The 13,759-nt window shown below is 62.6% G+C and carries 12 protein-coding genes; all 12 read left to right on the top strand.

Annotated features, from left to right (window positions below; all coding sequences use genetic code 11):
- Window positions 1-28 precede the first annotated feature (28 nt).
- The 12 genes from nadD (at window position 29) to KUV45_RS16775 (ending at window position 13,486) form a co-directional block, all read left to right on the top strand.
- Window positions 29-676 carry a nicotinate-nucleotide adenylyltransferase gene (gene nadD, locus KUV45_RS16830; RefSeq protein ID WP_222163699.1) on the top strand — a complete coding sequence of 216 codons (648 nt, stop codon included), beginning with the start codon at window positions 29-31 and terminating at the stop codon, window positions 674-676.
- An 89-nt stretch (window positions 677-765) separates the two neighbouring features.
- On the top strand, window positions 766-1,128 hold the full coding sequence (gene rsfS, locus KUV45_RS16825) for a ribosome silencing factor (RefSeq protein ID WP_206943283.1): 363 nt from the start codon (window positions 766-768) through the stop codon (window positions 1,126-1,128).
- Window positions 1,125-1,592: a 23S rRNA (pseudouridine(1915)-N(3))-methyltransferase RlmH gene (rlmH, locus tag KUV45_RS16820; protein WP_222163457.1), complete on the top strand. Its 468-nt coding sequence runs from the start codon at window positions 1,125-1,127 to the stop codon at window positions 1,590-1,592. The genes rsfS and rlmH overlap by 4 nt, the downstream gene beginning before the upstream one ends.
- Window positions 1,593-1,625: 33 nt before the next feature.
- Window positions 1,626-3,527, top strand: coding sequence for a penicillin-binding protein 2 (gene mrdA, locus KUV45_RS16815; protein ID WP_206943279.1), 1,902 nt, complete (start codon window positions 1,626-1,628; stop codon window positions 3,525-3,527).
- A complete protein-coding gene (gene rodA / locus KUV45_RS16810; protein WP_206943277.1) occupies window positions 3,527-4,684 on the top strand; it encodes a rod shape-determining protein RodA in 1,158 nt (385 codons plus the stop codon). Before mrdA ends, rodA begins: the two co-directional genes overlap by 1 nt.
- A 143-nt stretch (window positions 4,685-4,827) precedes the next feature.
- Window positions 4,828-5,904 (top strand): lytic murein transglycosylase B, encoded by a 1,077-nt coding sequence (gene mltB / locus KUV45_RS16805; protein ID WP_222163455.1) that lies wholly within the window; start codon window positions 4,828-4,830, stop codon window positions 5,902-5,904.
- On the top strand, window positions 5,901-6,917 hold the full coding sequence (locus KUV45_RS16800) for a septal ring lytic transglycosylase RlpA family protein (RefSeq protein WP_222163454.1): 1,017 nt from the start codon (window positions 5,901-5,903) through the stop codon (window positions 6,915-6,917). Before mltB ends, KUV45_RS16800 begins: the two co-directional genes overlap by 4 nt.
- Window positions 6,918-7,033: 116 nt before the next feature.
- On the top strand, window positions 7,034-8,254 hold the full coding sequence (locus KUV45_RS16795; protein ID WP_206943271.1) for a D-alanyl-D-alanine carboxypeptidase family protein: 1,221 nt from the start codon (window positions 7,034-7,036) through the stop codon (window positions 8,252-8,254).
- A gap of 163 nt (window positions 8,255-8,417) precedes the next feature.
- Window positions 8,418-8,726: a YbeD family protein gene (locus tag KUV45_RS16790; RefSeq protein ID WP_222163448.1), complete on the top strand. Its 309-nt coding sequence runs from the start codon at window positions 8,418-8,420 to the stop codon at window positions 8,724-8,726.
- Window positions 8,726-9,397 carry a lipoyl(octanoyl) transferase LipB gene (gene lipB / locus KUV45_RS16785; protein ID WP_206943268.1) on the top strand — a complete coding sequence of 224 codons (672 nt, stop codon included), beginning with the start codon at window positions 8,726-8,728 and terminating at the stop codon, window positions 9,395-9,397. Before KUV45_RS16790 ends, lipB begins: the two co-directional genes overlap by 1 nt.
- 42 nt (window positions 9,398-9,439) lie before the next feature.
- Entirely contained in the window at window positions 9,440-10,441 is a 1,002-nt protein-coding gene (lipA, locus tag KUV45_RS16780; RefSeq protein ID WP_222163446.1) for a lipoyl synthase, read from the top strand.
- Between the two features lie 213 nt (window positions 10,442-10,654).
- Window positions 10,655-13,486 (top strand): DUF3141 domain-containing protein, encoded by a 2,832-nt coding sequence (locus tag KUV45_RS16775; protein ID WP_222163445.1) that lies wholly within the window; start codon window positions 10,655-10,657, stop codon window positions 13,484-13,486.
- Window positions 13,487-13,759: the final 273 nt, after the last annotated feature.

The following is a 13,759-nucleotide window of genomic DNA, read 5'->3' as shown; positions in this document are numbered from 1 at the left end:
CATCACCGATGGGCCCGCACGCATCGGCATGCTGGGGGGGACCTTCGACCCGGTGCATCACGGTCATCTACGCATGGCGGTAGAGCTGAGGGACGTGCTCGGCCTGGACGGCGTGCACATGATTCCGGCGGCGCAGCCGCCCTTGAGGGGCCGTCCACAGGTGTCGGCTCAGGAGCGCCTGGCGCTGCTGCGGTTGGGGATCGGAGACACCCCGGGTCTGCTGGCGGACCCGTGCGAGCTGGAGCGAGAAGGGCCGTCCTACAGCGCTCTGACCCTGGCATCATTGCGACAGCGCTACGGTGAAAAGGCGCGGATCGTCATGGCGCTGGGACATGATGCATTTTTGAAGCTCGCGCAGTGGCATCGGCCCGAGCAGCTGTTCGACCTGGCTCATGTGGTCGTGATCGACCGTCCAGACCATATCGGCGCGTTGCCGGCGGCTCTTGAGGAACTGATAGCCGGTCGTGAGGTCAATGACTGCCAAGCACTGATGGAAGAGGCTCAGGGCCGTTTGCTGCGGCTGTCGCTGCCATCACGCATGGCCATATCCGCCACCTTTGTGCGTGAGCGCCTGGCTCAGGGCGAGAGCGTGCGTTATCTCCTGCCCGAGCCGGTGGTGCAGCGTATCGAGTCCCGGGGACTGTATCGGAATCCAGCGATTTTCGGCGCTGAGTGAGAAATTCGTGGAAGCGCTGGAATCGCACTGCCATAAGGCGCGTCAGCGGGTACAATAGACGGTCGATGAATACCCAGTGATGAGGGGCTATGCAGATTGAAGCATTGAAAGCGCTCGTAATCGAGTCGCTAGACGATATCAAGGCGAAGGACGTCGAAGTGCTCGACGTGTCGCGATTGACCAGCGTAACGGATTGGATGGTGGTGGCCAGCGGCACCTCGACACGGCATGTGGCGGCCCTGGCCAACAGCGTGATTACCAACGCCAAGGAGCAGGGTGTGCAGCCGCTTGGCGTGGAAGGCGACAACGGTGCTGACTGGGTGCTGGTGGATCTCGGTAGCGTGGTGGTGCATGTGATGATGCCTGACACCCGCGCGCTGTATGACCTAGAGCGCCTGTGGTCAGACTTGCCCAGCGACAGCCCGGCACCAGAGGAAGAGGCCAAGGCATGAGGGTCCGCCTGCTGGCGGTCGGTACACGCATGCCAGGCTGGGTCACTGATGGCGTCGAGGAGTACCGCAAGCGTCTCCCCAAGGACTTTCGCCTCGAGATTGAAGAGATTGCCCCGGGGCATCGTGGCAAGAATGCCGATACGGCACGCGCGATCACCCAGGAAGCAGAACGTATCGACGCGCGCCTGCGTGGAGACGAGCACCTGGTGGCGCTGGAAGTGCTGGGCAAGCCCTGGACGACGGAAGTCCTGGCAGAGCACGCCGATCAATGGCGCCACGGTGGCCGTGACGTCGTGTTGCTGGTAGGTGGTCCTGATGGTCTCGATCCCGCGCTGTCGGCGCGGGCTCATCAGCGCTGGTCATTGTCCCCCTTGACCCTGCCTCACCCTCTGGTTCGGCTGGTACTGGCCGAGCAACTCTATCGTGCCTGGACGCTGATGGTGGGGCATCCCTACCATCGGTGACGGCTTCTGAGCCAGACAAGGATTGCCCCTCGCATGCGTAAGCGTCGAGACACCCTAAAGAATCCCGAGCAAGCGCTACGCATCTTCCGCATGCGAGCAAGCCTCGCTGGCGTCGTGGTGGTACTGCTGTCGGGCCTGCTGGTTGGCCGCCTTTGCTACCTGCAGATCGTTCAGCACGAGGTCTACAGCACGCGTTCCGAGAAAAATCGCGTCAGGGTCGAGCCCCTGCCGCCCACGCGGGGCCTGATCTACGACCGCAACGGTCAGCTGCTGGCAGAAAACCGTCCCACCTATAACCTGACCCTGGTGCGCGAGCGGGTGGACGATCTCGACGCCACTCTCGAGCTGTTGGTCGACCTGCTGGATCTGCCGGCAGAAGAGGTCGAGGCGTTCAAGGTGCGCTCACGTCAGCGGCAGCGGCCCTACCAGCCGGCGCTGCTGATGAGTGATCTGACGGAAGCGCAGATTGCGCGACTGGCGGTCAACCGCCACCGCTTGCCAGGGGTAGAGGTCCAGGCGCAGTTGCTGCGTTTCTATCCCGATGCCGAAATCATGTCCCACGCCCTGGGCTATGTCGGGCGAATCAATGCCGAGGAGCTGGAGTCTCTTGACCCGGGCAACTACGCCGGGACGCACTTCATTGGCAAGACTGGCGTGGAACGGTTCTACGAGGACCAGCTGCATGGGCGAGCGGGACTTCGCAAGGTGGAGACCAACGCCCGCGGCAGGGTGTTGCGCGAGCTTGGGCACACCGATCCTGAACCGGGGCAGGACCTGACCCTTACCCTGGACATGGACATGCAGCAGCTCGCGGTGGACCTTCTGGATGACCGCCGCGGTGCCATCGTCGCGATTGCCCCCCAGACCGGCGAGATCCTGGCCATGGCATCGGTGCCGGGCTTTGATACCAATCAGTTCGTGACCGGTATCGATGTCGCTTCCTATCGTGGCCTGCAGAACGATATCGATCTGCCGCTGTTCGACCGGGCCACTCGCGGCAGCTATCCCGCCGGCTCCACGATCAAGCCGTTCATGGCCATGGCCGGGTTGATCGAGGGCGCCGTCACGCCAGATGAAGTGATCTACGATCCTGGCTATTACCAGCTGCCCAATGATGAGCGCCGCTATCGCAACTGGCTGCGCTGGGGCCACGGTCGGGTCAATCTCGAACGTGCCTTGGCGGTGTCCAACAACACCTACTTCTATTCCCTGGCACACGAGCTCGGCATCGATCGGATCGACGCCAACCTGGGCGCGTTCGGCTTCGGTACTCGCGTTGCCGCCGATGTGGCGGGCCAGGGTGATGGCCTGCTGCCGTCCCGCGACTGGAAACGTGCGCGCTTCAACCAGCCCTGGTATCCCGGGGAGACGCTGTCGGTAGGCATTGGGCAGGGATACCTGCAGATCACGCCGCTACAGCTGGCGTCGGCCACCGCGGTACTGGCCAATCGCGGGCATTGGGTGCGCCCGCGCCTGGCCAAGCGCATTGGCGCGGAAGATGTGCCGGTCGACTTGCCGGACACGCCAGCGGATATCGATGCTCCCGATGCCTATTGGACACGGGTCTTCAATGGCATGGAGAAGGTGCTGTCCGGTCGCGAGGGCACCGCCCGGCGCACGGGGGCAGGGCTTCAGTATCGCATGGCCGGCAAGTCCGGCACCGCCCAGGTGTTCTCGCTGGGCCAGAACCAGAAGTACAACGCCGCCGAGCTGCGCGAACGTCTGCGCGACCATGCCTTGTTCATGGCCTTCGCTCCGGTGGAAGACCCCCAGATTGCCATCGCGGTGATCGTCGAAAACGCCGGCGGTGGCTCGACCCACGCCGCCGGTCTTGCCAGAGCCATGGCGGATGCTTGGATCCTGGATCACAACGCCGGCAAGCCGGTATCCGACGATAGCGATCCGCTGCAAGATGACCCAGAGGAGGCCGACTGATGGCCGTCGATTTCGTGCGATCATTGCGTGGTCATCCGGTACGCCCCCCCGCCAGCGGCATCGCCAGGCGCATTTCTCTGTGGCAGCGGCTGCATATCGATCCGTGGCTGCTGGCGATGCTGCTGCTGCTGATGGTCAGCGGCCTGGCGGTGTTGTATAGCGCCAGCGGCGAGAACATGCGGGTGGTCACCGCCCAGGCAATTCGCTTCGGTGTGGCCTGGACCGTGATGCTGGTGCTCGCTCAGTTTTCTCCGGCGACCTTGATGCGCTGGGCGCTGCCCGCCTACATGACCGGTGTGGTCATGCTGGTGGCGGTCGAGATTCTCGGTGACATCGGTATGGGGGCGCAGCGCTGGCTGGTGATTCCTGGCGTGGTGCGCTTCCAGCCCTCGGAAATGATGAAGATCGCCATGCCGATGATGATCGCTGCCTGGATCAGTCGGCACGAGTTGCCCCCGAACTGGAGGGTGCTGGCGGGCTGCGCATTGCTGATCGCCTTGCCGGTGGGGCTGATCGCCCGTCAGCCCGATCTTGGTACCTCGTTGCTGGTGGCTTCGGCGGCGGTGTTTGTCATCTTGCTGGCGGGCCTTTCGTGGAAGTTCATCGGTGCCATGGTGGCCCTGGCGGGGGCCGCCTTACCGCTATTGTGGATGAACATGCACAATTATCAGCGGCAGCGGGTATTGACCTTTCTGGACCCCGAGAGCGATCCGCTCGGCGCTGGTTGGAACATCATCCAGTCGACCACGGCCATCGGCAGCGGCGGTATCTGGGGCAAGGGCTGGCTAGAGGGGACCCAGTCGCAGCTCGAGTTTCTGCCGGAGCGACATACGGACTTTATCGTCGCGGTGCTGGGTGAGGAATTCGGCCTGGTAGGCATGCTGGCCTTTCTGGTGCTCTACCTGCTGATTGTTGCGCGGGGGCTGTGGCTCGCTGGCGCGGCGCAAGACACCTTTGGCCGCTTGCTGGGCGGTGGCATCATGTTGACGTTCTTCATCTATGTGTTTGTGAACATCGGCATGGTCAGCGGGATTCTTCCCGTGGTCGGCGTGCCGCTTCCTCTGGTCAGTTACGGAGGGACGTCCAGCGTGACCTTGATGGCCGGTTTCGGTATTCTCATGGCGGTCAATGCACACCGTCGACTGCTGCCTCGATAGCGTCGATGAACAGGCTTACGGGTTCATGCCAGATCGCCGCCAGAGAGCGCACATGGGCGTGCGACAGCCGTCGCCACCCTGTTCGCCATCGCATTTGCGATAGTGCTGGCAGGCGACACGGCGTGTTCCAAGGGAGAAGATTGATGACAGTACCCCTGATCCAGGGAAGGGAAGGCGTTGGTGCGACACGCCGTGGCTGGCTGGGCAGCGTGTTGGGCGGCCTGCTTGCGACGCTGTCGCTGTCGGCGGCGGCTCAGGACTTCGCGACCCCCGACGTCAACGACATGATGGGACGCCTGGAGCGGCAGGGGATCTCCCGGGAATGGCTTGAGCAGACCATGGCCAGCGCGCAGTTCCAGCCGTCGGTGCTCGAAGCCATGAGTGGTGCCGCCGAGCATCATATGACCTGGGAGCGCTATCGCAATATCTTCCTCGGAGAGGAGCGCATCAACGAGGGTGCCGCCTTTATCGAGACCCATCTTGATGCCTTTGAGCGGGCCGAGCAGCGCTACGGAGTTCCACCGGAGGTCATCGCTGCCATCATTGGCGTCGAGACCCGCTATGGCAGGATTACTGGCGACCACCGAGTGCTGGACTCCTTGTCGACGCTGGCCTTCCACCATCCGCGTCGGGGAGAGTTCTTCGAGGGCGAGCTGGAGGCCTTTCTCGATATCGCCTACGAGCAGGGCGTGGATCCTGGCAGCCTGAAAGGCTCCTATGCCGGTGCCATGGGCTATCCCCAGTTTATTCCTACCAGCTATCAAGCCTACGCCGTGGACTTTGACGGCGATGGGCATCGCAACCTGTGGACCGACCCCGTCGATGCCATTGGGAGCGTTGGCAACTACTTTGCCGAGCACCGTTGGCAGCCCGGCGGCGAGGTGTACTGGGAAGCGCAGGGTCCTGCGACCACACCTGCTGCGATCAATTTCAATCGTACCCAGCGCCCTTACGTGCAGGTCTCCGCACTGGAAGCCCAGGGCATTCGCCCGCAGGAGCCACTGGCGGGCGATCGCAAGGTGATTCCGCTGGCACTCGACAGCGAAGATGGCAGCGTGCGCTATCGCCTTGCCGATACCAATTTTTACGTGATCACCCGGTACAATCACAGCCATCTGTACGCCATGGCGGTGACCGAGCTTGCCGAGGCCATCGCCCAGGTGCGTGACCTGGGAAAGCGCCAGTGGTGGAATGCGCTGGAGCTGGAGGCGACCACATGAGCCTGCGATCGCGCTTGCTGCCCACCATGTCGCTGTTGGTCGCCCTGGGAGGGTGTGCCAGCGGTGGTCCCGGCAATGCGCCAAGTGCGGACGGGGCGGCCACCCAGAGTGAGGCGCCCAGTTCCAGTGGGGGCCGCTACGCCATGAGTGGTGATGCGTATCCTCAAAGCCCACCTGATGTCAGTCAGGTGCCGGACGCGGTACCGCGCAATGAGCCGCGCTCCCGTGCAGGCAACCGGTCGACCTATGAGGTGTGGGGCAAGACCTATCACGTGATGGACGACCCGAGCGGGTATCAGCGCGAAGGCACAGCCTCCTGGTACGGCCAGAAGTTCCATGGCTATGCCACCTCCAACGGCGAAATCTATGACATGTACAAGATGACCGCCGCCCACAAGTCACTGCCGCTGCCGACCTTTGCTCGCGTGACCAATCTGGATAACGGTCGCTCGGTCATCGTGCGGGTCAATGACCGCGGCCCGTTTCATGATGACCGCGAGATCGACCTGTCCTATGCGGCGGCAGCGCGCCTGGACATCCTCGATAATGGCACTGGTCGAGTGCGCGTCAGTGCCATCGATGCTGGTCAGTGGCAGGCCAACGGTGGGCGTGGTGCTGAGGCGTCGTCCGGGGCTGTTGCGTCCCAAGCCCAGGCTCGGCAAACATCAGCTCAGCAAACATCAGCACCGCCAGCTGCGACGCCGTCCCGCTCTGCGGCACAGGCTCCCGCGGTAGCTCAGCGTGGTGCCCGACAAGAGGCCCCAGCGCCGGCGAGTGCGGGTGCTGCCGAGGGTGTCTACATTCAGGTGGCGGCATTGGGTTCCGCGACCAGCGCTCGAGACCTCAAGTCAGACCTGGAGCAGCGCTTGAACCAGGATGTGCGGGTGGCCAGTGACGCTGGCCTGCACAAGGTGCAGGTTGGGCCGTTGGCCAGTCGAGGCCAGGCGGAGCCGATCAGAGAACGCTTGCGTCAGGCCGGTTTTGAGCAGACCTTTGTCGTCGATGGGCGCTAGCCGTGGGCGCCGTTAAGCCGGCGCCACGGTGAAGTTCGCGGGTATCGATGTGTGATTAAAATTGTGCGGCGACGTTTAACGCCGCTTTCCCCGACTGTTGTAACGAGACGTTCACCATGATTTTCAAGTCATCTCTTTCTCGCCGCTATTTGCCAGTTGCTTTTGTGTGTGCGGCCCTGGTGGCTCCCTTGACCAGTGCCCAGCAGCCTGACGCTCCCACGCCGGACATGCCCGAGCCCCAGGTCATGATTCCTGCTCCGCCGCAGCTCGCTGCAAAGTCCTGGATTCTGATCGACGCCAACAGTGGTCGCGTGTTGGCTGAACACAACTCTGATCAGCGTCTGCCGCCGGCCAGCCTGACCAAGCTGATGACCGCCTACCTGGTCGAACGTGAACTCGACCGCGGTAATATCCAGGGCGATGACATGGTGCCTATCAGCGAGAAGGCGTGGCGCACCGGCGGTTCCAAGATGTTCGTCGAGGTCGGCACCCGGGTGCCGGTAGAAGAGCTGCTGCACGGGATCGTCATCGTCTCCGGCAACGACGCCAGCGTTGCCATGGCCGAGTATCTGGCCGGCGGTGAGGAGCCATTCGCCGACCTGATGAACCAGCATGCCACCCAGTTGGGCATGGAAAATACCCACTACGAGAATGCCACCGGTCTGCCCGGCGAAAACCATTACTCGTCTGCCCGTGACCTGATGCGTCTGGCCCGTCACATCATTCTGGACTACCCGGAACACTACGCGATCTATAGCCAGAAGCACTTTACCTACAACGGTATCGAACAGCCGAACCGCAACCGCCTGCTGTGGCGCGATCCGAGCGTCGATGGCCTGAAGACGGGCTGGACCGAAGAAGCCGGCTACTGCCTGGTGTCGTCGGGCAAGCGCGATGACATGCGCCTGATTTCTGTGGTGATGGGTACCAACTCCGATGAAGCGAGGGCACAGGAAACGCAAAAGCTGTTGAGCTACGGTTTCCGCTATTACGAGACCCTGAAACTCTATGATCGTGGCGCGGTGCTCAATACCCCGCGTGTCTGGGAAGGTGCGACCAATGAGCTCAAGGTAGGCGTCGACAATGGCGTCTACATGACCGTGCCGCGTAACCGCAATGGAGAGCTGACTGCGCGCCTGGACATCGACAGCGGCCTGGTGGCGCCGATTGCTGCGGGGCAGCGGGTTGGCACCATGGAAGTGCGACTGGGCGACGAAGTGGTTGGCGAGCGCGACCTGGTGGCCCTGGAGGCGGTCGAGGAGGGTGGCTTCTTCAAGCGCATGATCGACAAGGTTCAGCGTTTCTTCAGTGACCTGGTGGGTGGCTGGTTCGACTGAAGCTGTCGCGATCGAGCAGGTGACCCGATCGGTGAGCGGGCAGAGTCCGCCGCCGACGAGGGGGCAGCCGGGTGCGATGCGCACGGCTTGGTCGAGTCGCCTGGCTTGGTCGAGTCGCCAAGGTTGAGTAGAATAGTCGGGTATCCACTCAAAGGGTCATCGGATGAACGATCGAACCTTCCGGGATCTTCGCTCACAAGCTGGGCCTGATCCGACAGATGTGACCATCACGTTTCCCTGTGACTACCCGATCAAGGTGGTCGGTGATGCGTCTGAAGACTTTGCCGCGACGGTGAGTCAGATCGTGCTCAAGCATGATCCGAGTTTTACCGGGAACAGCCTCGAGGTCATCGATAGCCGCAACGGACGTTTTCAGTCTGTGCGCTTGACCCTGCGTGCCACGGGTGAAACCCAGCTCAATGCGCTGTTCGAGGAGCTCAAGGCGACCGGTCGCGTGCACATGGTGGTGTGATGGAGCCCATCGAGGTCTATCATCTTGGGCTAGTGCCCTACCAGCCCGTATGGCAAGCAATGCGTGAGCTGACCGATCAGCGGGACGGCACGACGCCCGACCAGATCTGGGTGGTCCAGCATCCCCCGGTGTTCACTCAGGGACAGGCCGGCAAGGCAGAGCATCTGCTGATGCCCAGCGAGATCCCCTTGGTGGAGACGGACCGTGGTGGTCAGATTACCTACCATGGACCGGGTCAGTTGGTGCTGTATCCCCTGATCGACGTCAAGCGCGCGCGACTGGGGGTCAGGGACCTGGTAAGCGCGTTGGAAGACAGCGTTGTCGATGCCCTGGGGCAGCATGGCATTGAGGCTCATGCCCGGCCAGATGCACCCGGTGTCTACGTCGGGGAGCGCAAGATTGCCTCCCTGGGGTTGAGGATTCGGCGTGGCGCGAGTTTTCACGGCATCGCCGTCAATCTGGACCTGGATTTGACGCCGTTCAGCTTCATCAATCCCTGCGGCTATGCGGGGCTAGAGATGACCCGGCTCGCCGACCTGACGTCTACTGACGTGGATGCCAGGCTCGAGGCGCAGCGACTATTGGATGCCTTGGCCCTTCGGCTGGGGCAACGTGAACTGGTTGAGCGTTCTGGTCAGCCAGAGGCTTTCCACGGCCAACATTTTGATTGATCGCCCTGGAGTCGTGACGGCGATCTTCCACAGGATAGAGACATGACTGACAGCTCCGCCATCCAGGCGGCGGCCGCCGCCGCCAAGGCCAAGAAAAGTGCTCGCAGCGAAAGAGGTGTCAAGCTGCGTGGTGCCGAGAAGGTGGCCCGGATTCCGGTGAAGGTGATTCCCACCGAGGAGATCCCGCGCAAGCCCGACTGGCTTCGGGTACGCATGCCGGTATCCAAGGAAGTCACCCGCATCAAGGACACGCTGCGTCGCCACGGCCTGCACACGGTCTGCGAAGAAGCGTCTTGCCCCAACCTGGGGGAGTGCTTCCACGGGGGCACCGCCACCTTCATGATCATGGGCGACATCTGCACCCGTCGTTGTCCGTTCTGTGATGTTGCCCACGGCAGGCCCAATGCCTTGAATGACCGTGAGCCGCGAGAGCTCGCCGAGGCGATCGCCGAGATGCGACTGAAGTACGTGGTAGTGACCTCGGTTGACCGTGACGACCTGCGCGATGGCGGTGCCCAGCATTTCGCTGACTGTATTCGCGAGATTCGCCGCGACAGCCCGAGCATCGAGATCGAAGTGCTGGTGCCGGACTTCAGGGGACGTATGGAGGTCGCGCTGGAGATCCTCGAAACCACGCCGCCCAACGTCTTCAATCACAACCTGGAGACGGTGCCCAGCCTGTATCGCAAGGTGCGCCCTGGTGCCGACTACCAGTGGTCTCTGGATCTGCTCAAGGGCTACAAGGAGCGCCGTCCGGAGGTCATGACCAAGTCTGGCCTGATGCTCGGGGTGGGTGAAGCCGACGAGCAGGTGATCGAGGTCATGAAGGATCTGCGAGCCCACAATGTCGATATGCTGACGCTGGGTCAGTACATGCAGCCGTCTCGCAATCACCTGCCAGTGGACCGTTGGGTCCCGCCGGCGACCTTTGACTGGTTTGCCGAGCAAGGTCGAGCCATGGGCTTCACCCACGTGGCGTCTGGTCCTCTGGTGCGGTCGTCCTATCACGCCGACCAGCAGGCCCATGGCATCGAGGTCAAGTAACGGTTCGATGCGCAGCGTTAGATGAAAGCAATGCCCGGTAATGCCGGGCATTGTGCGTTTTAGCTTACGTGTTTTTGCGCCTACTCCTACCTTATGTGCCGTGGCATGGTGCGGGGGCTTCGCAGTCCCAGGGGGAATGCGCTATATTGCAGTGCAACAAGTGCGCAGGCGCACGGATCGCCTCCTGCGCGTCACGCAACCCCAGGAGTCCCTATGAATGCGTTGATGCCTGGCGCTGCCGCGCCGCTGTTCGCGATGGCGGAACCCTTTGCACCGTTGCTCGATCCCTTTGGTTTCGGACGCGCCGCCGCCGATTACTGGCGCGATAGCGTCGAGCGCAGCATCCTCTATTGGGATGTGATGCGGCAGCGCGGCAACGAGTACCTCGAGCATATCGAAAAGACCCGTCCCTCGGTGCTCGGTTTCGATACCGACATCGTCATGCTCGGGGAAGAGCTGCCACGTCCCGTCAACTATGAGTTACTGCGCGTGCATCCCCCGGAAGGCGTCGAAACGGATGAGCTCGCACGTCCTTTCGTGGTGGTCGACCCCCGTGCAGGGCATGGCCCGGGGATCGGTGGCTTCAAGCCTGACAGCGAGATTGGCGTGGCGCTGCGGGCTGGCCATCCGTGCTACTTCATCGCCTTTATGCCGTACCCGATTCCGGGGCAGCGGGTCGAGGATGTGGTCGAGGCCGAGGTCACCTTCCTGCGCCACGTCAACGAGCTTCACCCTGACAGCGAGAAGCCGATGGTGGTCGGCAACTGCCAGGCTGGCTGGCAGATCATGATGGCCGCCGCGCTGGAGCCGGAAGTGTTTGGGCCGATCCTGATTGCCGGGGCTCCACTGTCCTACTGGGCCGGTGAGCGCGGCAAGGCGCCGATGCGCTATACCGGCGGCATGACCGGAGGCAGCTGGGCGACCCACATGCTGTCGGACATGGGGGATGGGGTGTTCGATGGTGCCTGGCTGGTACAGAATTTCGAGCGGCTCAACCCGGCCAACACCTGGTGGGACAAGCAATACCACCTATATGCCCATGTCGATACCGAAGCCGAACGCTATCTTCAGTTCGAACGCTGGTGGGGCGGACACGTGGTACTGGGGGGAGAGGAGATCCAGTACATCGTCGATAATCTGTTCGTCGGTAATCGGCTGTCGACGGCGCAGCTGGTGACGTCAGACGGTCGTCGCATTGATCTGCGCAACGTGCGCTCCCCGGTGATCGTGTTCTGCTCCCAGGGTGATGACATTACGCCGCCACCCCAGGCGTTGGGGTGGGTGCGTGATCTGTATGGCGGTGTCGACGACATCATTGCCAACGAGCAGACCATTGTCTACTGCGTGCACGACAAGACGGGTCACCTCGGCATCTTTGTCTCGGGCAGCGTGTCGCGCAAGGAGCACGCCGAGTTCACGGCCAACATGGACTACATCGACGTCTTGCCGCCAGGGCTGTATGAGACCACGGTATCCAAGGCCAGCGACCGTCCTGATGCGGAGCTTATCGAGCGCGATTACCTGCTTGAGTTCTCTACCCGTGACCTGGATGACCTGGACGAGGTCGTCAAGCCTCAGCCTCAGGATGATCGTCGCTTTGCGACGGTGGCCAGAGTGTCCGAGATCAATCTTGGTCTGTACCGTCAGTTCCTGCAGCCGTGGATTCGGGCGCTTTCCACGCCGGAGTCTGCCCATTGGATGCGTCGGATGCATCCCAATCGCATGGGCTATCGCCTGCTGTCGGACCGCAACCCGCTGATGGCGCCACTGCCGGTGTTGGCAGAAATGGTGCGCGAACGTCGCCGTGCGCTTAGCGACGACAACGTTTTCCGGGTGTACGAAGACATCGGTTCAAGCCTGATCTCCCGTAGTCTTGATGCCTGGCGTGTGCTGCGTGACCGTTCCATCGAGAAGGCATTTCTGGATATCTATGGCCAGCCCCTGTTGCAGTCTCTGGTCGGCTTGCGCGGTGCCGTGGACGCGGATCGAAGGCTGCCGGGCGCCGAACCTGAACGCCGTCGTTTCATCCAGCGTCGTCGCGACGAAATCCGTGCTCAGGTCGCCCGTGGTGGAGCTCATGAAGCGGTCATGAGGTCGATCATCTTCGTCCTTGGCGGTGCTCCGGCCACCGATGGACGTAATTTCCGCCGGCTGCAAGCCTCCCGGAGCGAGCTGGAGCCCGAGCTTCAGCTGCAGGACTTCAAGCACTTGATGCGCGATCAGTTCTTCATTCTGAAACAGGATCGTGAAGCCGCCCTTGAGGCAGTGCCTGCGTTGCTTGAGGGCCTTGATGCCAAGGAAATTGACAGCCATATCGAGCATATGGAGCACGTTCTGGCGGCCAGCGGTGACTTGAGCGAGCACGCGGCCGCTCGCTTTGAGCGAATCAAGTCGTTGTTCCTCAAGGCGAGGCCGGCCAGCCGTCGCAGGTCAACACGGTCGTCATCCTCTGATGGCGGTGCGGGTGGAAACACCAGCGGCAGTGGCAAGCCGCCCAGCGCGTCCAAGGCATCTAGCGCATCCAAGGCATCCAGTGCTTCCAAGGCCACTAGCGCTCCCAAGGCATCCACTGCTTCGAAGGCGTCCAGCGCTACCAAGGCGTCCAGCGCTACCAAGGCGTCCAGCGCTACCAAGGCGTCCAGCGCTACCAAGGCGTCCAGCGCTACCAAGGCGTCCAGCGCTACCAAGGCATCCACTGCCTCCAAGACGTCCAGCGCTACCAAGGCATCCAGTGCTTCCGAGGCGCCCAGCGCCTCCAAAGAGCCGAGCACGGCGAAGTCGTCCAGCGCTTCCGAGGCGTCCAGCGCTACCAAGGCATCCAGTGCTCCCGAGGTGTCCGGCGACGCCAGGATGTCCAGTGGTTCAGGCGCCGGTACCTCGGCGTCCGGCACGAAGGCGGACAGCACGAAGTCCGACAGCGCTGGAGCTGCTGCAACGACGTCAGAGCCTGCGGGGGCGGCCAAGCCCGAGGGCGCAGAGGCGACACCTGCGGCTTCGCGTCGGCGCTCGACCAGTCGCTCGCGGGGACAGACGCGGCGCTCGTGACTATGGCGCTGCGCTGATTGCCACGTTCGATCGGCCCTGTGGCGTATTCTCGCTATGTCCTTGCCCCCGCCCAGCGGGGGCAAGGTCGTTATGTGGCCGCTGCTTGTCGGACGACGGGGTTAAGGCTAGTCTCTTGCCCATGCGAGTCGGGCGCCGTACAGAAGGCGCCGCGTGATCCGTGACACGACCAGCACTGTTCCAGGGGCAACCGTCGATGTGACTGGCGCGATGTTCGGCACTGGGTTAGGGTAAGCGCATTTTTCCCCGTCAAGC

The sequence above is a fragment of the Halomonas sp. DP3Y7-2 genome (assembly GCF_019800795.1).
GTDB classification, from domain to species: Bacteria; Pseudomonadota; Gammaproteobacteria; order Pseudomonadales; family Halomonadaceae; genus Halomonas; species Halomonas litopenaei_A.
The sequence above is the reverse complement of the archived record's forward strand: the minus strand, read 5'-3'. Positions and strand labels throughout refer to the sequence as shown.